Annotated in this window: 13 protein-coding genes and 1 pseudogene; 2 read left to right on the forward strand and 12 right to left on the reverse strand. The window is 65.9% G+C overall.

Annotated features, from left to right (window positions below; genetic code table 11):
• Window positions 1-191: 191 nt before the first annotated feature.
• The 7 genes from J7367_RS10425 to J7367_RS10455 all read right to left on the reverse strand — a co-directional run bounded on the left by J7367_RS10425 (window position 192) and on the right by J7367_RS10455 (window position 11,492).
• The gene (locus J7367_RS10425) at window positions 192-2,660 is read right to left on the reverse strand and encodes a membrane-bound PQQ-dependent dehydrogenase, glucose/quinate/shikimate family (protein ID WP_057663312.1); all 2,469 of its coding nucleotides are present in this window, start codon (window positions 2,658-2,660) and stop codon (window positions 192-194) included.
• Window positions 2,661-2,887: 227 nt separating this feature from the next.
• Window positions 2,888-5,587, reverse strand: coding sequence for a DNA gyrase subunit A (gene gyrA / locus J7367_RS10430; RefSeq protein WP_046735369.1), 2,700 nt, complete (start codon window positions 5,585-5,587; stop codon window positions 2,888-2,890).
• A 209-nt stretch (window positions 5,588-5,796) separates the two neighbouring features.
• Window positions 5,797-6,861, reverse strand: coding sequence for an S-methyl-5-thioribose-1-phosphate isomerase (mtnA, locus tag J7367_RS10435; protein WP_057663315.1), 1,065 nt, complete (start codon window positions 6,859-6,861; stop codon window positions 5,797-5,799).
• Between the two features lie 193 nt (window positions 6,862-7,054).
• Window positions 7,055-7,741, reverse strand: a complete 687-nt coding sequence (locus J7367_RS10440) for a DUF3011 domain-containing protein (RefSeq protein ID WP_007966318.1) — start codon at window positions 7,739-7,741, stop codon at window positions 7,055-7,057.
• 108 nt (window positions 7,742-7,849) lie between these two features.
• Window positions 7,850-8,812: an EF-P lysine aminoacylase EpmA gene (gene epmA, locus J7367_RS10445; protein ID WP_057663318.1), complete on the reverse strand. Its 963-nt coding sequence runs from the start codon at window positions 8,810-8,812 to the stop codon at window positions 7,850-7,852.
• Window positions 8,809-11,310, reverse strand: coding sequence for an NAD-dependent DNA ligase LigA (gene ligA, locus J7367_RS10450; protein WP_057663322.1), 2,502 nt, complete (start codon window positions 11,308-11,310; stop codon window positions 8,809-8,811). The genes epmA and ligA overlap by 4 nt, the downstream gene beginning before the upstream one ends.
• A 32-nt stretch (window positions 11,311-11,342) precedes the next feature.
• The gene (locus J7367_RS10455) at window positions 11,343-11,492 is read right to left on the reverse strand and encodes a hypothetical protein (protein ID WP_157768402.1); all 150 of its coding nucleotides are present in this window, start codon (window positions 11,490-11,492) and stop codon (window positions 11,343-11,345) included.
• Between the two features lie 150 nt (window positions 11,493-11,642).
• Between J7367_RS10455 and J7367_RS10460 the strand changes: the two genes are divergently transcribed.
• Window positions 11,643-12,767, forward strand: coding sequence for a pyridoxal phosphate-dependent aminotransferase (locus J7367_RS10460; protein WP_057663327.1), 1,125 nt, complete (start codon window positions 11,643-11,645; stop codon window positions 12,765-12,767).
• 147 nt (window positions 12,768-12,914) lie between these two features.
• Here the strand turns inward: J7367_RS10460 and J7367_RS10465 are convergent.
• Window positions 12,915-13,219: pseudogene (locus tag J7367_RS10465) on the reverse strand (hypothetical protein).
• Between J7367_RS10465 and J7367_RS22260 the strand changes: the two are divergent.
• On the forward strand, window positions 13,104-13,340 hold the full coding sequence (locus J7367_RS22260; protein WP_244667781.1) for a hypothetical protein: 237 nt from the start codon (window positions 13,104-13,106) through the stop codon (window positions 13,338-13,340). The pseudogene J7367_RS10465 and the gene J7367_RS22260 overlap by 116 nt on opposite strands.
• On the opposite strand, the gene zipA is transcribed toward J7367_RS22260, so the two are convergent.
• From zipA to J7367_RS10485, 4 genes are all read right to left on the reverse strand, one after another.
• Window positions 13,304-14,035, reverse strand: a complete 732-nt coding sequence (gene zipA / locus J7367_RS10470; protein WP_005914888.1) for a cell division protein ZipA — start codon at window positions 14,033-14,035, stop codon at window positions 13,304-13,306. The two genes, J7367_RS22260 and zipA, sit on opposite strands and share 37 nt — an antisense overlap.
• Before the next feature lie 56 nt (window positions 14,036-14,091).
• Window positions 14,092-17,595 (reverse strand): chromosome segregation protein SMC, encoded by a 3,504-nt coding sequence (smc, locus tag J7367_RS10475; RefSeq protein WP_057663331.1) that lies wholly within the window; start codon window positions 17,593-17,595, stop codon window positions 14,092-14,094.
• 183 nt (window positions 17,596-17,778) lie between these two features.
• Window positions 17,779-18,744: an alpha/beta hydrolase-fold protein gene (locus J7367_RS10480; protein WP_081027965.1), complete on the reverse strand. Its 966-nt coding sequence runs from the start codon at window positions 18,742-18,744 to the stop codon at window positions 17,779-17,781.
• On the reverse strand, window positions 18,741-19,010 hold a 270-nt coding region (locus tag J7367_RS10485), incomplete at its 5' end, for a hypothetical protein (RefSeq protein ID WP_209028919.1). The genes J7367_RS10480 and J7367_RS10485, both read right to left, overlap by 4 nt.

Raw genomic sequence — 19,010 nt, forward strand, 5'->3', positions numbered from 1 at the left:
CATGCTTCAACGTTCCTGAGCACCTGACGAATGGTGCGATCCATCGTTCGCTGTCGGCAGACGACTCGCGTCCGAAATCAAGATGGCTATCTGCATTGGCACTCTCCGATTCCAGACACGAGCCATGTGGCATGGCGTCTATACGGGCGTTTGCGTGCCGCTTTAGCAGCCGATCTCGCTCGTCTCCGAAATCACTGGGTTTTCTGCGGTATCGCGTAGGCGATCACCGCATCGCCTGCCGGGGTCTCCATGAAGTGGTGCCCGCCGGCCATGATGACCAGATACTCGCGGCCACCGTATTCGTACACCATCGGGTTGGCCTGGCCGCCGGCCGGCAACTTGGCATGCCACAGCTCCTTGCCGGTGGCCAGATCGATCGCGCGGATCAGGTCGTCGGTGGCGGCGGCAATGAAGATCAAACCGCTTGCCGTCACCACCGCGCCACCGTTGTTCGGTGTACCGATGTCGATCGGCAGGCCGGAACGGATGCCGAACGGGCCATTGCCGCGCGCACTGCCGAAGGGGCGGTCCCACAGCGTCTTGCCGCTGGCCAGCTCGATGGCGCGGATCCCGCCATACGGCGGTTCCTTGCACAGCAATTTGGTAAACGGCAGCCGCCAGCCGGCATTGACGTTGATCGCATACGGGGTGCCCGCCTGCGGGTCGCCCGCGCCTTCCGCACCGCCCGCATCGCCACGCACTTCATCGCGCGGTGCCCAGCCCAGCTTGTCGGCCTTGGCGCGCGGCACCAGCAGGTTGTAGTTGGGCATGTCGTTGTAGTTGACCACGATCACACCGCGGTGCGGATCCACCGCCACGCTGCCCCAATCCGAACCGCCGTTGTAACCGGGGTACTCGATCGAATGCCGGTCCGCTTCCGGCGGCGTGTAAATGCCCTTGTAACTGGCCTTGCGAAACTGGATCCGGCAAACCAGCTGGTCGATCGGGGTCATGCCCCACATGTCGCGCTCGGTCAGGTCCGGCTTGCGCAACGTGTGATACAGCGAGAACGGCTGCGTCTTGACACGCATCTGCGGCTCCACGCCACCGCCTGGCACCGTACGCTCTTCCACGCCCACCAGCGGCTTGCCGGTACGCCGATCCAGCACGTACAGCTCGCCCTGCTTGCTTGGCAACAGCACCGCCGGCACGTTGACGCCGTCCTTGGGGAAGTCGATCAGACTCGGCTGCGAGCCCAGGTCGTAGTCCCATGCATCGATGTGCGTGGTCTGGAAATTCCATACCGGCTTGCCGGTGGCGACATCCAGCGCCACCAGCGAGGTCGCGTAACGGTTCTCCTGCGGCGTGCGCGAACTGCTCCAGTAATCGGCGGTGGAATTGCCCATCGGCAGGTACACGTAGCCCAGCTGCTCATCGGCGGCAGCGGTGGTCCACATATTGGGCGTGCCGCGCGTCCAGCTCTGGCCCGGCGGCGGTGCGCCGTTCCATTCCGGATGCGTCATGTCCCAGGCCCAACGCAACTTGCCGGTCACCGCGTCGAAGCCTTCGATCACGCCGGAGGGCTCGTAACGCTTCTGCCCGTCGAGCACCTGATGCCCGGTGACCACCACGCCGCGCACGATGGCCGGCGGCGAATTGATCGACACATAGCCAGGCGGCGTCTCGCCCATACCGACGGTGATATCCACCTGACCGTTGCTGCCGAAATCCGGGCACGGCGTGCCGCTGCGCGCGTCCAGCGCAATCAAGCGCCCATCGAGCGTGCCTTCGATCACGCGCGTGCGGCATAGCGCTGCCGTTACTCCAGCATCCGCAGCGTTGGCAGCGGCCGGCACTTCGTAATACGAGACGCCACGGCATGCCGCCGTGTACGGGATCGCCTCGTCCTTGACCTTGGGATCGTAGCGCCAGCGCTGCTTGCCGCTGGCGGCATCCAGCGCAATCACCTGGTTGCGCGCAGTGCACAGATACAGGCTGTCGCCCACCTTCAGCGGCGTGGTTTCCGCACCCCAGCGCTTGTTCGGCAGATCGCCGGTGTGGAAAAGCCAGGCTTGCTGCAGCTGCGCCACATTGTCGCGATTGATCTGCTGCAGCGGCGAATAGCGTTGGCCGGCCTGGCTGCGTCCGTACGCGGCCCAATCGCCGTCGGCAGGTGCATTGGCTGGCTGCGCGCCGGACGCCGCAACCGGGGCGGATGCGTCGCGGTTGACCACGCCACCGAGCACGCCTGCCGCATGCGCCAGCGCGCCATCGGCCTCAGTCACGCCATGCGGCATGAACGCCAACGCGAACGCCACCACAAATACCACCGCCAGCGCACCGGCCAGGCTGCGCGATACCGTGCGCGACACGGGGCGCTGCAATTTTGGCAGTAGCAGGGCGAGCACCAATGCCAGGCCGACAATCAGGCCCAGACGCGGCACCCAGCGCCAGTAATCGCTGCCTGATTCCCACCACGTCCACAGCAACGAAACCACCACCACGCCAGCAAACCACCAGGCGCCCGCATTGCGGCCACGAGACAGCAGCACGCCGGCGACGAGCATCGCCGCACCGGCCGGTGCGTAATACCAGGAGCCACCCAACGCAGCCAGCCACACGCCACCGGCAAGCAGCACCGCGCCCAGTAGTGCAATCACGCCTCCCAAGGTCGCCAGCGCCCAATGGCCGCGACCGGAAGGACGATCCAGAATCGTCATCCGTTGTTCCTCTTCGACTCGGCGGCGACGCAACGCCGCCGCACCACCCACAACCTTCGACCCGTGTCAGTGAAAGAGTCGCGATCTTTGCGGCGAACGCATGAAGACACTGCGTTGCAGATGTCAGCGCTCGCCATAAAGCGGGGCGATCCAAAAACTTCGAGCAATAAAAAAAACGCCGGTTTTCACCGGCGTCTTTGGTCAACTGCGTCGCGTTAGCGCTGCTTTCACGCGTCGGTCGGCGGCGTTTCGCTCACGCTTGCGCTTGCTTCGTCCACTCCCTCATCCACGTCATCCAGCGATGCATCCAGGCGTTCCACCGCCTGCAACTTTTCGCCCTTGGACAAGCGAATCAGCGTGACGCCCTGGGTGTTACGGCCGACGCGCGAGATCTCCGAACCACGCGTACGCACCAGCGTGCCGCCATCGGAAATCAGCAGCACTTCGTCGGTGGCGCCCAACAGCACCGCACGCACCAGTTTGCCGTTGCGCTCGGTGGTCTGGATCCCGATCACGCCCTGGGTGCCACGCCCCTTGCGCGGGTACTCGGTCAGCGGGGTGCGCTTGCCGTAGCCGTTCTCGGTAGCCGTCAAAATGTAGGCCACGTTGCCGTCGTCGGCGACCTCGATCACGGCAGACTCGCCGCCATCGGTGGCTTCCACCACATCATCGACCTCGTCGCCTTCGATCTCTTCTTCGACACCGCCAGCACGCTCGGCCACGATCAGGCTGACCACTTCCTCGCCCTTGGTCAGACGGATACCGCGCACACCGGTGGCGGTACGGCCCATCGAACGCACGGTGGATTCGCCAAAGCGCACGGTCTTGCCGTTGGAAGCGAACAGCAGCACGTCGCGGTCACCATCGGTCAAGGCCACACCGACCAGCGCGTCGCCCTCGTCCAGGTTGATGGCGATCTTGCCGCGCGCCAGACGGAAGGCGAATTCGCTCAACGGCGTCTTCTTGACCGTGCCGTTGCGCGTGGCGAAGAACACGTAGCGGTTGTCGGCGTATTCGCGCACCGGCAGCACCGCCTGCACGCGCTCGCCCGATTCCAGCGGAATCCAGTTGATGATCGGCCTGCCACGCGCATTGGAGCCGGCTTCCGGCAACTGATGCACCGGCAACCAGAACACCTTGCCGCTGCTGGTGAAGGTCAGCAGCGTGTCGTGCGTGTTGACCAACCACAGCTGGTCGATGAAATCTTCTTCCTTGGTCGCTGCGGCAGAGCGGCCACGGCCACCACGGCGCTGCGCCCGATACGCGCTCACCGGCTGGCGCTTGGCATACCCGGCATGCGACAGCGTCACCACCACGTCTTCCGGCGCGATCAGATCCAGGATGTCCAGATCTTCTTCGCTGTGACGGATCTCGGTGCGGCGTTCATCGCCGTATTCTTCGCGGATATTGATCAACTCGTCGCGGATCACCTGCAACAGCACATCCGGGTTCTCCAGGATGCGGATCAGGCCTTCGATGACGCCGAGCAATTGCTTGTACTCGTCGGTCAGCTTTTCCTGTTCCAAGCCGGTCAGGCGATGCAGACGCATTTCCAGGATCTGCGAGGCCTGCACTTCGCTGAGCTGGTAGAAGCCCTGGATCAGGCCCACGCCCGGCGGCAGATCTTCCGGCTTGGAGGCTTCTGCGCCGGCCGCGCCCAGCAGCGCACCCACCAGACCCGGTTGCCAGGTCTTGGCCAGCATGCGCTCGCGCGCTTCCTGCGGGTTGGCCGAGGTCTTGATCAACTCGATCATTTCATCGATGTTGGCCAACGCAACGGTCAGGCCTTCCAGCACGTGCGCACGCGCACGCGCCTTGCGCAGTTCGAAAATGGTGCGACGGGTGACCACCTCGCGGCGGTGGCGGATGAACGCCTCCAGCATCTGCTTGAGGTTCATCAACTGCGGGCGGCCGTCGATCAACGCCACCATGTTGATGCCGAACACCGCCTCCATCTGGGTCTGCTGATACAGGTTGTTGAGCACAACCTCGGCAGATTCGCCGCGCTTGACTTCGATGTAGATGCGCATGCCGTCCTTGTCGGACTCATCGCGCAGCTCGCTGATGCCTTCGAGCTTCTTTTCCTTGACCAGCTCGGCGATCTTCTCGATCAGCCGCGCCTTGTTGACCTGGTACGGGATCTCGGTAACGACGATCGCCTCGCGACCGTTGTCGGCCACTTCCACATCGGCCTTGGCGCGGATGCGTACACGGCCACGGCCGGTGCGGTAGCCGGCCGCAATGCCGGCGGTACCGTTGATGATGCCGGCGGTGGGGAAGTCCGGGCCGGGGATGTATTCCATCAGGCCTTCGACATCCAGCTCGGGCGTGTCGATCAGCGCGATGCAGGCGTTGATCGCCTCGGTCAGGTTATGCGGCGGAATATTGGTGGCCATGCCCACCGCAATACCTGCCGAGCCATTGACCAGCAGGCTCGGGAACCGGGTCGGCATGACCGTCGGCTCCTGTTCCTTCTCGTCGTAGTTGGGCTGGAAGTCGACGGTTTCCTTGTCGATGTCGGCCATCAGCTCATGCGCCAGCCGCGACATGCGCGACTCGGTGTATCGCATCGCCGCGGCGGAGTCGCCGTCGACCGAACCGAAGTTACCCTGACCGTCGACCATCATGTAACGCAGCGAGAACGGCTGCGCCATGCGCACCAGCGTGTCGTACACCGACTGGTCGCCGTGAGGATGGTATTTACCGATGACGTCGCCGACGATACGCGCCGACTTGAAGTAGGCCTTGTTGCTGTGTGCGCCCAGCTCGTGCATCGCGTAGAGCACGCGCCGGTGCACAGGCTTGAGGCCATCACGGGCATCGGGGAGTGCGCGGCCCACGATCACGCTCATCGCGTAATCGAGATAGCTCTTGCGCATCTCGTCTTCCAGGTTGACCTGGATGATTTCCTTGGCGGTTTCTGCCATTCGGGTTCCGTAAGTGAGGTGGCGGGCGAGCCGGAAAGCCGCGTCGGGAGCGCCCTTGCATCAGGCTGCCGACCCCACGCTCCCGCCGATCGATTCAAGCGCCGGATTGTACCACGGCAGGGCATCCCGACGCCTCCGCTTTACCAGCCAGAAACAAGCACTTGCAGGGAGTTTTGACGGCGTTGACAGCTTGCCGGCCGGCCCCGGGCTCAGCTGCCGAAGGCTGCCCGCATCCGCGCCGGGTCCGGTTGCTCGATGACGCCGCGCTCGGTGACGATCGCGTCGATCAGATCGCCCGGGGTGACGTCGAAGACCGGGTTCCAGGCGTGGATGCCGGCGGCCACCGTCCTGACCCCGCCCACGCCGAACAACTCGCCAGGATCGCGCTGCTCGATCTCGATCTGGTCCCCGCTGGCCGTTGCCATATCCACCGTGGACGACGGCGCCACCACCATGAACTTCACGCCATGGTGGCGCGCGGCGATTGCCAGCTGGTAGGTGCCGATCTTGTTGGCGGTATCGCCATTGGCGCAGATCCGATCGGCGCCGACGATCACCCACTGCACCAGGCCGGATTTCATCAGATGCGAGGCCGCCGAATCGGCGATCAGGGTGGCGTCGATACCGTCCTGCTGCAGCTCCCACACGGTCAGGCGCGCGCCCTGCAGCCACGGCCGCGTTTCCCCGGCGAACACCTTGGCAATGCGCTGTTGCGCCATGCCGGCGCGGATCACGCCCAGTGCGGTGCCGAAGCCAGCGGTGGCCAGCGAGCCGGTGTTGCAGTGGGTCAGCACGCCGCTGCCCGGTGCGATCAGTGCGGCGCCAAGCGCGCCCATGTGGCGGTTGGCGGCCAGGTCTTCATCGGCGATGGCCTGCGCCTCGCGCGCGATCACCTCGCGCCAATCGGCGCCCGCCGCGCCCAGCACCCGGCGCATGCGCATCAGCGCCCAGGCCAGGTTGACGGCGGTCGGACGCGCCGCGTTGAGCCGCAGCAGCGCCGGCTCGAGCTTCTGCAGCGCGGCGGCGCCGTCGTCGGCTGCGATGTCGCGCGCGGCCAGCACCACGCCCCACCCGGCCGCGATGCCGATCGCCGGCGCACCGCGCACGGCCAGCGAATGGATCGCCTCGGCCACCGCGTCGCTGCTATCGCACCGCACATGCGCCACTTCAAAGGGCAGTTTGCGTTGGTCGAGCAATTCCAGGGCATCCCCGGTCCACAGCAGTGGCCGGATGTGGTCGTAGCGGGCGTAATCGATATGGGCGCTGTCGTTCATGCGTCCATTGTAAGGCGCGCGCAGCGCCTGCGCCGTTGCACGACCGCGCGGGCCTGGCGCGGCCGACCAAACCACTGTGCAGGCGGCAGGCGGGCTCGGCCGCTGCCCGGACGGCAGGTACCACTCGTACACAGCGGCGATTGCGCGTCGTCTATCCACCTGACGACCGCGCGCGACGTTGTGTCACCTGCCCTCAGTCGACGATGAACTCGGCGCGGCAGCCGTCGTTCACCCACACCCCGTCGCGGCTCCAGCCCCAGGTCTGGCCCTCCACGCATGGCGTTTTGGACATCTGCCGGCCAAGGCGCACCGCGCGTTCCACCGACACGCCACAGGTGCGCCGCGCACTTTTCTTCGATTCACAGGTGACCATGCGCGGCACCGCGACGAAGCCGGAGCCGTCTTCTGCGCCCACCTCGAATTCGCCATCGCATCCACGCGAGACCCAGATTTCGTTGCGGCGAACGCCCCAGGTGCGCCCTTCCTTGCACGGCCACATCGAGCGTTGCCGCAGCAGACGCACCGGCGCGCCACGCAGAACCACCGGGCACGCCACCGTGCCGCCATTGGAATCGCAGCGCACCACGCGGCGCATCACGGTTGCGGTCTGTGCACGGGTCGCCGCGAATTCGGCGCGGCAGCCTTGTTCGACCCACACGCCATCGCGTTCGACATCCCATTCGCTACCGCGGATGCAGCTGGTTTCGGAGAGCTGGCGCACCAGTTGCACGCCTTGGGCGGTATCCATCGCGCAATGCACGCGCGCCAGGTCCTTGGACTCGCAGCGCACCACGCCGGCTGCGCGGTCGGACGCGCGCGCATCGGCGAGCAGCAGCAGCGGCAAGCACCACAAACCGCATAAGCTGACCAGCCACTTCATGCCGACAATCCTCACCCCGAACGATCTTCGTCGCGCCCCCGTGGACGTGAAGATGAGAGCATCATCGATGTGAAGATAGCAATACGGCGCCGATGACAGCCAGATGACTCAGGCGCGGGCGAAGTCGAACGCCAGCACGTCGGCAATCTGCGTCGTGCCGCGCAAGGCCATCAACAGGCGATCCACGCCCACCGCCACACCGGCGCAGTCGGGCAACTGCGACAACACCGCCAGCAGGCGTTCGTCCAGCGGCAGCTGCGGCAATCCACGTGCTGTACGCACGGCATTCTCGCGCACGAAGCGCGCACGCTGCTCGCGCGCATCGTTCAATTCGTGATAGCCATTGGCCACCTCGAAACTACCCAGATACAGCTCGAAGCGCTCGGCCACCGGCGGGTCGTCGTGGCGGATCCGCGCCAACGCACACTGACTGGCCGGCCAATCGTGCACCACCGTCAGGGTGTCGCCGGAAAAGCCCGGCTGGATGCGATGGGTCATCAGCAGGTCCAGCCAATCGTCGCGGGTCAGACCCACAGGATCGATCGCCACGTCATGCAAGGCGGCGTGTAGCGTTTCGATCGGATCGCACAATGGGTCGATGCCCAACGTCTGCACGAAGAGCGCGCGATACGTCAGCACCTGCACCCTCGCCTGGCGCCCGACCAGCGCCAGCGCGCGACGCACCAGTTCGATGGTCTCCTGCGCCAGACGGCGATCGTTCCAACCCACCCGATACCATTCGAGCATGCTGAACTCGGGGTTGTGACGGCCACCGGCTTCGCCATTGCGAAACACCCGCCCCAGTTCGTAGCAATCGCCCACGCCAGCGGCAAGCAGGCGTTTGAGCGGATATTCCGGCGAGGTGCGCAACCAGCGCAGCGGCGCGCCGGCATCGACATGGCCGGTGAAGCGCGTACTGAAGCTTTCGATATTCGGTTCTGTATTGCCGGCCGCCGAAAGCACCGGCGTTTCCACTTCCAGCACGCCGCGTTCGGCGAAAAAGTCGCGGATCGTGGCGTTGAGCCGCGCCCGCAGCTGCAGCGCGGCCAGATCGAACTGCGCCGTGTTCATGGCTGTTGGCCGTGGTCGCCCAGGAAGACCAGCAGGCGGGCTTCGTCCCAGATCTCCACGCCCAGCGACTGCGCCTTGTCGAGCTTGGAACCGGCTTCTTCGCCGGCCACCAGAAACGCGGTCTTCTTGGAGACGCTACCGGCGACCTTGGCGCCCAGTGCTTCCAGCCGCTGCTTGGCCGCATCGCGCGTCAGCGCAGCCAGGGTTCCGGTGATGACCACGGTCTGCCCATCGAGCGGGCCGGTCTGCAGTGCATCGGCTTCCGGCAGACGCGCCAGCACGGTTTCCATCGCCTGCTGCGCCGCACTCGCGAGCGCGGCGTTTTCGGGGCGATCCAGCCATTGCAGCAACGTGGCCACCACCGGCGCCGGAACGCCGGCCTGCTGCAAGGCATCGGCGCCGGCCGTACGCAACGCAGCGAACGAATCCACCGCAGCGGCAAGCTGCTGCGCGCGCACCGGCGTCACCTTGGGAATGTCCATGTCTTCCAGCACGCTGGCAAAGCTCAGCGCCTCGCGCAGCTTGGGCGAAGGCGGATGCGTGTCGCCAATACGCACGCCACGCTGCAGCAAGTCATCGATGGCCTGCTGATTCCCGGCCTGGTCGAAGAAGTGCCCCAGCGAGCGCGCCACTTCGCCGCCGATGTCCGGCACGCGCTTGAACAGCGGCCACGGCAGATGCCGGATCAATTCCAGATCGCCAAACCAGGCCGACAAGGCCTTGGCCGTGCTTTCGCCCACATGCTCGATGCCCAGCGCAAACAGGAAACGCTCCAGCGTGGTGTCGCGCGAGGTTTCGATCGCCTCGATCAGATTCTCCGCCCACTTGGTGGCGATCTTCTTGCGGTTCCAGTCGAAGCTCGGCAAGCCTGCGCGAAGCAGATCGGCCTGCCAGGTCTGCGGTACGTCGCGCTCCCCGGCCAGGTCCACGCCGATCCCCACCACGCTGGCTTCCAGCTGCGCATACGCACCGCTAGCCAGATGCTCGCGCGCCTCGCGCAGGAACGCGTGCGGGCTGTCGGCCGTGCTGATCAGGCGCAATTGCAGCAGCTGGTCCACGCTCAGCAGATACAGGTCGGCCACGCCTTTCACCAGGCCACTGTCGACCAGCACTTCGATGAATTTTTCGCCCAGGCCGTCCACATCCATCGCGCGCCGCGAGACGAAATGCCGAAACGCCTCCTTGCGCTGAGCCGGGCAGGTCAGCTCGCCGGAACAGCGCCAGACCGCCTGGCCTTCTTCGCGCACGATCTCCGAACCGCACACCGGGCACTGCGTGGGCATCTGCCAGGCCTGGGTCCCAGGCGGGCGCTGGTCGGCCACCACAGCGGCCACTTCAGGGATGACATCACCGGCGCGGCGCACGATCACCGTGTCGCCCACGCGCACATCCAGCCGCGCGATCTGGTCGGCGTTGTGCAGCGTGGCATTGGTGACGATCACCCCGGCCACATGCACCGGTTTCAGGCGCGCCACCGGCGTGGCCGCTCCGGTGCGGCCGATCTGGATCTCGATGGCCTCGACCGTGGTGGACTGCTCCTGCGCGGGGAACTTGTGCGCGATCGCCCAACGCGGCGCGCGCGAGACGAAGCCCATTTCGCGTTGCCCGGCCAGATCGTCGAGCTTGTACACCACACCATCGATATCGAAGGCCAGCCCATCGCGCGCCTCACCGATGCGCTGGTAGTACGCCAGCAGACCGTCGCTGCCCTGCACGACCTCGACCAGCGCACTGACCGGAAAGCCCCACGAGCGCAGCTGCGCCAGGATCGCCGAATGGGTCTGCGGCAATGCGCCTTCGCTCACTTCCCCAATGCCGTAGGCAAAGAAGCTCAGCGGGCGCTGCGCGGTGATGCGCGCATCCAGCTGGCGCAGCGAGCCGGCCGCGCCATTGCGCGGGTTGGCCAGCACCTTGCCGCCCTGCGCACGCATCTGTGCGTTGTAGGCTTCGAACGCGGCGCGCGGCATGTAGACCTCCCCGCGCACTTCCAGCACCTGCGGCCAGCCCTCGCCGCGCAGCCGCAACGGAATCGCCTTGACGGTGCGCAGGTTGGCGCTGACATCCTCGCCGGTGGCGCCATCGCCGCGCGTGGCGCCCTGCACGAACTCGCCATTTTCGTAGCGCAGGCTGATCGCCAGACCATCGAGTTTGGGTTCGGCCGAAAACAGCGGTTGCTTGACCTCCAGCCGTTCGCCGATGCGCCGCACGAACTCGGCCACTTCCTCGTCGCTGAAGGCATTGCCCAACGACAGCATCGGCAAGGCATGCCGCACTTCGGCAAACCGCGAGGCGGCCAGATGGCCGACGCGCTGGGTTGGCGAATCGGCGCTGGCCAATTCCGGGTGCGCGCGCTCCAAGGCCTCCAGCTCGCGCATCAGCTTGTCGTAATCGGCATCGGCCATCTGCGGCTCGTCGAGTACGTGATACCGGTAGTTGGCGTCTTCGATTCGACGGCGCAGGGCATCGATGCGCTGAGCGGGATCCGGGCTGACAGTCATACGATCGCAGGGCTGGCTCTGGGCCGCCCATTCTAACGGGCCATGCCGATGCCAAGGTCGGCGGCACGGGCGCCGTTCGCGATGATTGAGCGATGGATGAAGTCGTTCGCGTCGATGCGCATAGGTGCGCCAGCGCCCATCGGCATTCGGGCCGACAGCGAGCCCGGCAGGAGCCCGGACATCGCACCCAGCCACCGTCGTGCCACCTGTCTTTGCCGCCCCCCCCCTGCAAGCACGCGTCCAACCAGTTTTATGGCAATTCCCTGATAGGCAGACAGACACAAACCGGCTAGCGTGGCGCCCTCTTTGCCCGCCGCCTATGGAGTTCGCCCGTGTCGTTGCCCGTCTCGCGCCGTTCGTTTCTCAGCCTCGCTACCACCGGCGTGGCGGTTTCCGCACTGGGGCTGGCACCCGCAGCCGAGGCGGCCCGCAAACGCGCCGCGGCACCGGCAACGCCGGGCGTGGCGGCGGCGGCCGGCACGGTCTACCTCAACCTCAACGAGCATCCGCTCGGGCCCGCCCCGGCAGCTGTCGAAGCTGCCACGCGTTCGCTGGCACGCTCGGGCCGCTACCTGCTGGAGATGGAGCAGGATCTGCGCAACCTGATGACCGGCGAGCTGCAGTTGCCCAACGATCATCTATCGCTGTTCCCCGGCTCGCGTGACGCGCTGAACCGGGCCGGCAGCCTGTTCACGTCCGCGCGCGCGGGGCTGGTGGTCGCCGACCCGAGCTTCGACCCGCTGATCGAAAGCGCCACCGCCCGCGGCGTGGCCGTACGCAAGGTGCCGCTACGTGCCGATGGCGCGCACGACGTCAAGGCGATGGCAAAGGCCGACCCGACTGCCGGCATGCTGTATCTGTGCAACCCGGGTAACGCCACCGGCGCCATCACCCCACGCGCCGACATCGAATGGTTGCTGACCAACAAGCCGGCCAGCGCCGTGCTGGTGGTCGACGAGGCGTACATCCACTACAGCAACGAGCCCTCGGTGGCCGATCTGGTGCGTCAGCGCCAGGATCTGATCGTGCTGCGCAGCTTCTCCAAGCTCTACGGCATGGCCGGCCTGCGCCTGGGTGCCGCCCTGGCCCCGCCCGGCCTGCAGACCAAGCTTGCCGCATTCGGCAGCAATCCGCTGTCGGTTCCGGCGATGGCCGCCGGCATCGCCAGCCTGCGCGACCCGCTGCTGGTGCAGACCCGCCGCGCCGAGAACGCCCGCGTGCGCGAGGAGACCGTCGCCTGGCTCAAGGGCAAGGGCTACACCTGCCAGCCCTCGCAAGCCAACTGCTTCCTGCTGGACGTCAAGCGCGATGCAAGCGTGTTCGCCGATTCGATGCAGAAGCAGGGCGTCATCGTCGGCCGCAGCTGGCCGATCTGGCCCAAGCGCGTGCGCATCAGCGTGGGGACCGAGGCGGAAATGCTGCGCTTCCGTGAGGCGTTCGCGAAGGCCAAGCGCTAACCCTTTTCCCTTGGGACGTTGCCTCCTTTATGTGCCCCATAGGAGCGGATGAGGGTGCGGTCGAAGCCTGAGGTTGTTCAACTGCACGAGTGCTTCGCCCGTACCCTGACCCCACCCGCTCTCCCGTGGGGAGAGGGCTCTGGACTTCTACTGATCTAACGCCTCAGGCTCCGATGCGCGCAACGTGCGCCGGATCCAGAAATAGCTGATGACGAAGGTCAGCGCCATCGAGGCGGCGTTCCACAGCAGCAGCTCGCGCAGCATCGGCGGCCCTTGCGGATGTGCATGTAGTAACGGCGATCCAGCAGCGCGATGGCGTGCGGCAGGAACACGCTGATGAAAGGCGTTGGCACAGGCGCGACCAGCAACGTGATCGCGGCAGCAAAGCCCACGACCACCCAGGGCGAATGTCGCGGCCTTTTGCGCAGACGCGCGGCGATCCTGGTGAAGATCCACAACAATGGCATCGCTAAGATCGCCCACAGCACCAGCAGCAACGCCATCGCCAACACGCCCTGCAGGCTCAACATGTCAACTCACCAGCGCGGCGACTTGGTCAGCGGCGGCGCCTGATGCTGGCGGTCGTAGGCGCGCAATTCGTCGCGGATGTGCGCAACACGCTGCCGGCCCAACGCATTGCGGCTGTCATCCAACACAACGCCATCCAGCAGTTCGGCCATGCGTTGCACGGTGGGCAGCATTTTTTCCCAGGCGTCCAGCGCCGTCATCGGCGCCGGCAGCGTGAGGAAGAATGCGATCGCCGGTGTCTGCATCTCGCGAATGTTGGCCATGTCGAAACTGCCGGGCTTGAGGATGCTGGCCATGCTGAAGATCGGCCCGCGCTCCGGGTGGCCTTCCACCAGGCGGTGGAACACGTTCATGTGGCCGAACACCAGCCCAGTCTTTTCGGCTGCCACCACCACATCTTCGCCGCGCAGCACCTGGCCCGCCTTGGCGGCCACGAACAACGACACGATCTTGTCGAAATCCTGGTTCGGGCGCTTGCCGACCTCGTTGCCCCCGGAAGCATCCTGCCCTTCCAGATTGAGCTCGCTCTGCTCGACGCCTTCTGCGCGTTCTGCAGCGTCGCCCTCCGCACCGAACTCGCTGGAAATCACCGGTTCGCGCCGCTCACGCGGCTGGCCCTCGTCCTTGTCGACCCGGCGCCCTTGCGGCGATTTCTTCGGGCGACCAAACAGGAAGATGGCCGCGACCAGCAGCAGTCCAGCGATCAGGATCCCGATCCGGATCATGGCCATGTCGGACATTCAGCGTGCCTCCGCATAAGAGTGACAGGTGTCGATATTCCAGCAAGCATGGCACGTCATGCCGCACCCGCCAAACGTGCGGCCTCTTCCAGGTCCACGCTGACCAGGCGGCTGACGCCGGGCTCGCGCATGGTCACGCCGGAGAGCTGGCGCGCGGCTTCCATCGTGGCCTTGTTATGGCTGACGAACAGGAACTGCACCTTCTCGCTCATCTCGCGCACCATATTGGCAAGGCGACCGACGTTGGCTTCGTCAAGCGGCGCGTCCACTTCGTCGAGCAGGCAGAACGGCGCCGGGTTGAGCTGGAAAATCGCAAACACCAGCGCCACCGCGGTCATCGCCTTCTCGCCGCCGGACAGCAGCGAAATGCTCGACACGCGCTTGCCCGGGGGACGCGCCATGATGGTCACGCCGGTGTCGAGCAGGTCTTCGCCGGTGAGTTCCAGATACGCATGGCCGCCGCCGAACAAGCGCGGGTACAGCGCCTGCACGCCGGAATTGACCCGGTCGAAGGTGTCCTTGAAGCGGCCACGGGTCTCGCGATCGATCTTGCGAATGGCTTCTTCCAACGTTTCCAGCGCGGTATTGAGGTCCAGGTTCTGCGCGTCCAGATATTCGGAGCGTTGCGCGGCCTCGCCGTACTCCTGGATGGCGGCCAGGTTCACCGGCTCCAGGCGACGCATCCGCCCGTCGATCTGGCCAACGGCCGCTTCCCATTCGGCCACGTTGGCCGACTCGGGCAACCCGTTGACCACCTCTTCCAGCACGAAGCCTGCCTTGACCACCGCCGCTTCCAGTTGCTCGGCATTGAGCACCAGCGCCTGTTGATCGAGCTTGCGTTGCGAAATGCGTTCGCGCTGCGCCAACGCTTGTTCGTCGCGCTGCTGGCGGGTCTGTTCGAAGCTGCGCAGCTCGCTGTCGATGCTGTCGAGCAGGGTGCGCGCTTCGCCCAGCGCGCGCTCGGTGCGTACGCGCTCGCTCAACGCGGCCTGATGTTCGTGTTCCAGTGTTTCCACCGGCGAATCGCCTTCGCTCAGCTGGGCGACCAGATCTTCCAGGCGCGTGTCGAGCTGCCCGCGCTGGCTGTCCATGCGTTCCAGGGTCTGGCTCAGCGATGCGATCTGGGTGCGTTGCGACTCCAGCGTCAGCGCCAATGCATGCATTGCATCGCGCACGCCGCGCGCGGCATCGCGCGCCTGATCGCGTGCATCGGTGAGTTGACGGCGCTCGCTTTCCAGCGCTTCGCGCGTGCCCTGCAGATCGCCCATCAAGGTGACCGCGTCTTCAAGTTTGGCGCGCGCTTCGCGTCCCTGCTCGCGGCTGGTATCGAGCGTTTCCAGCAGTTGCGCCAATTCGGTTTCGATGCGCTCGATGCGCGTGCGCGCCGCATCGACCTTGCCTTGCTGACTCTGCAATTGCCCAGCCAGTTCGGAGACGCTGCGGTGCGCCATATACAGCTGGCGCTGGGCGTCTTCGCGCTGCTGCTCTGCCGCCAACAGCTGTTCGCGGAAGCTGGACAACTGGTGCTCAAGCTCGGCTTCGCGCTCCTGCAGGGTTTCGATCTGGGTGCGCAGCTCCTGGATCTCGCGCTCACGCAGCAGCGCGCCCTGCTTGGCCGCGCCCGAGCGCGAGACCCGCACCCAACCCTCGCCTAGCCGCTCGCCATTGCGAGTGATGACCGAATCGCCTTCGGGCAGGTTGCGTTGCAGCGTGCGCGCAGCGTCCAGATCCTCGGCGGTGTGCAGACGCGCAAGCAGCTGACGGATCGCGATCGGCCCCTGCACCTTGGCGGCCAGCGAGGTCGGCGCGAAGCTCGCATTGTCAGTGGCACTGGACACCAACGCGATGCGGCCATCGCCCAACTCGCCCAGCGCATCGACCAATTGTTCCGGCGCCTCCACCAGCACGCCTTCGATCAACTGGCCCAAGGCGCCTTCGACTGCATTTTCCCAGCCGCTCTCGACGCTGATGCGCTCGCCCACGCGCGCGGCCGAATCCAGTCCGCGCGACTTCAGCCACGCCACTGCGGCGCCCTGCTCCTGGCCAAGCGCGGCCTGTTGCAAGGTTTCCAGCGACGACAGCCGGCCACGCGCGGCCTGCGCCTGCTTGCGCACCTCGGCCAGCTCGCCCTGGCTGGCGCGCTGCTGTTCCTGCAGCCCAGCGAGCGCGTGCTTGCGCGCCTCGACCTGCTCGGTCAAGCCGTCCAGCGAGGTTTTCTGGGTTTCATGGCGCAGTTCGATCTGCTCGAACGCCTCGGCCAATGCGTCCAGATCCAGCCCGGCACGCTCATTGACCAACGCTTCGCGGCGGCGGTCGGCTTCCAGCGCCTGGCGGTCCAGATAATCAACGCGCGTGCGCTCCACTTCACCGGCACGTGAGGCCTCGCCGGTGTCGCGGTTATGGGTTTCCCAGCGCTGCTGCCAGTCGGCCAGCCGCGCTTCGGCTTCGCGTAGCGACTCCTGGCGGAATTCGTGGTCTTCGCGCAGCTGCTCCAGTTGCGGTTCGGCAGCAGCCACCGCTTCGCGCAGCACGCTCAATTTGGCCGAGTCGCCGCTGATGTGCTGGGTCAATTCCTGCAGCTGGCTCTGCGCCTCATCGCGCGCCTTGTGCAAGCGATGCGAGAGTTCGCGCTGATGCTGGATCTGCTGCTCGATACGCGCCAACGCGCCACCGACCTGGTAGACATCGGCTTGTGCCTTGGCCACCGCTTCGGCGGCTTCTTCGCGCCGCACGCGGCCGGTTTCGATGCGTGCTTCGGCATCGCGCTGCTCGGCAATCAATTGCTGCAGGCGTGTCTCTTCCTGATTCAACTTCTCGCGCAGGCCCTGCAACCGACCATCCAGACCGCGGTATTCCAGCGCCTTCCACTCGGCATCCTTGATCCGGCGCTCTTCCTGCAACGCCTGGTACTGCTCGGCCTGCCGCGCCTGGCGCTGCAGATGTGCCAGTTGCTTGGTGATTTCTTCGCGCAGGTCGCTCAGACGGTCGAGGTTTTCGCGCGTATGCCGAATTCGCGTTTCGGTTTCCTTGCGGCGCTCCTTGTACTTGGAAATGCCGGCGGCTTCTTCCAGATACACGCGCAGGTCTTCCGGGCGTGCTTCGATGATCTGGCTGATCATGCCCTGCTCGATGATCGAGTAGCTGCGCGGCCCAAGGCCGGTGCCCAGGAACAGATCGGTGATGTCGCGGCGCCGGCACTTGGTGCCATTGAGGTAGTAGGCGCTATTGCCGTCGCGGCTGACCAGGCGCTTGACCGAGATCTCGTTGAACGAGGCGAACTCGCCACTGATGGTGTGGTCGGAGTTGTCGAAGATCAGCTCCACCGTCGCCTGCGACACCGGCTTGCGTGCCGACGAGCCGGAAAAGATCACGTCGGTCAACGAATCGCCACGCAGGCGGCTGGCTGAGCTCTCGCCCATCACCCAGCGCACCGCATCGATGATGTTGGACTTGCCGCAGCCATTGGGACCGACGATGCCGGTCATGTTGGTGGGCAGGTGCAACGTGGTCGGGTCGACGAACGACTTGAAACCGGACAGCTTGATCGTGGACAGGCGCATGGAAACGGGGATCTCGGTCAACGGCGCGGTGCACGCCATCGGGTCGGGGTACGAAGGCATCGCGCTGGCTGACAACACTCCAGTGGCACGGGCCAAGCGAACGATTGACGTCGAGTATAACGGGCCGGGCACGGCAGGCATTGGCCGGCACGCCTACGCCCGTCCCCGCAGGCCTGCACCGATTCAGACCCTGCGGCCGTGGCGGCCCCGTACCGGTAACCCGGCAACATCCCGCAACACGGCGCGCAGCGAGGCCTGGAACACTGCCGCGTGGTGCAGTGCAGGGAACTCGCGGTAGCGCACTGCCAGACCTGGCAGCGTGGCCAGTCGTCCCGCGAGGTGGTGTGCGGCATCGGCGGGCGCGCCCTGGATGGCGCTCAACAAGGCGGCGCGATCGCAATCCAGACGGCGGCGCGCATCGATCTGCCCCGCCCGCTCTGCGCCGCCAAGCAACAGCCACAGATGCGCTGATTGGTGCGGCCTGCGTGCAACAAAGCGCCGTTCTGGCTCGCCCAGCAATGCGCCCTGTCCCCACCATAGCGACGGACTGGCGGCAGCGAACCCGGTGAACCATGCGGCGCCCGCATACAACGCATGCAACACGAACAGGCCGGCCAACGAATGCCCCCACATGACCTGCCGCCTGTCATCGAGCCGTACCCTCTGCCTTACCGCAGGCACAGCCTCCTGCAGCAGCAGATCCAGCAATTCCTGCGCACCGCCCCCCACCAACTCCTCGGCCGCACCGGGCGCAGCAAGAAACGGGTAGTCGGCCGGCAGGAATGTGTAGTGGCGAGCGCGGCTGGGCAGGTCGATCAGCAGCGTGTGGTCGACGTCGACAAAGACCAGGACCGGCGGCACCGGCAGGCACGACAAGCGTCGCAGCGTGACAGGGTCGAATCGCGTCAATGCCCGGTTGCCATCCAGCATCCAGAGCGCGGGAAACCCCCGCCTGGGGGGCGCCGCGCGCGGAATCGCGAAGCGGATGCGCCAGCGGCCAGCCCCCTGTTCGCCAACCAACACGCTCTCGAAGCGATAGCAGCGTGCCAGCGGCGCGCGCGCGTTTGTCAGCGCAGCGCCGATACGCAGCCGGTTTGCACCTGGACTGGAGCAGTACGGGGTGAGTCCGCGCCACGTCGTCGGGTTCATCGAAGTGGCTCGTTGCGGCATTGGCAGCGCTGGGTGAGGTCGGCCGACAGCATGCCGTTCCCAAACGAACAACGGGCGCCCTGAGGCGCCCGTTGTTCGTTTCGCAGGCGAACTGTTCCGTTAGGGAAGGTCTGAACAACGAGACCTGACAGGGCGGAAGGTGGCGTCGTTCCGAAGAGTGGCTTTTGGAACTTCGGAATTTCGCCATTTCTGGCGCTTTCCGCGGGAATTTCCCGGTTCACAGACGCACGCTCCCCATCGCCGGC

Origin of the sequence: Xanthomonas sp. D-36-1 (genome assembly GCF_017746155.1) — a bacterium.
GTDB classification, from domain to species: Bacteria; Pseudomonadota; Gammaproteobacteria; order Xanthomonadales; family Xanthomonadaceae; genus Xanthomonas; species Xanthomonas cissicola.

Bases quoted from the DNA above. Each gene is read 5' to 3' on its own strand.
- J7367_RS22260 (WP_244667781.1), top strand. From the start codon at position 13,104: ATGAAAGGCGTTGGCACAGGCGCGACCAGCAACGTGATCGCGGCAGCA.
- J7367_RS10425 (WP_057663312.1), bottom strand. From the start codon at position 2,660: ATGACGATTCTGGATCGTCCTTCCGGTCGCGGCCATTGGGCGCTGGCG.
- mtnA (WP_057663315.1), bottom strand. From the start codon at position 6,861: ATGAACGACAGCGCCCATATCGATTACGCCCGCTACGACCACATCCGG.
- J7367_RS10440 (WP_007966318.1), bottom strand. From the start codon at position 7,741: ATGAAGTGGCTGGTCAGCTTATGCGGTTTGTGGTGCTTGCCGCTGCTG.
- zipA (WP_005914888.1), bottom strand. From the start codon at position 14,035: ATGTCCGACATGGCCATGATCCGGATCGGGATCCTGATCGCTGGACTG.
- ligA (WP_057663322.1), bottom strand. From the start codon at position 11,310: ATGACTGTCAGCCCGGATCCCGCTCAGCGCATCGATGCCCTGCGCCGT.
- gyrA (WP_046735369.1), bottom strand. From the start codon at position 5,587: ATGGCAGAAACCGCCAAGGAAATCATCCAGGTCAACCTGGAAGACGAG.
- epmA (WP_057663318.1), bottom strand. From the start codon at position 8,812: ATGAACACGGCGCAGTTCGATCTGGCCGCGCTGCAGCTGCGGGCGCGG.
- J7367_RS10480 (WP_081027965.1), bottom strand. From the start codon at position 18,744: ATGAACCCGACGACGTGGCGCGGACTCACCCCGTACTGCTCCAGTCCA.
- J7367_RS10455 (WP_157768402.1), bottom strand. From the start codon at position 11,492: ATGTCCGGGCTCCTGCCGGGCTCGCTGTCGGCCCGAATGCCGATGGGC.
- smc (WP_057663331.1), bottom strand. From the start codon at position 17,595: ATGCGCCTGTCCACGATCAAGCTGTCCGGTTTCAAGTCGTTCGTCGAC.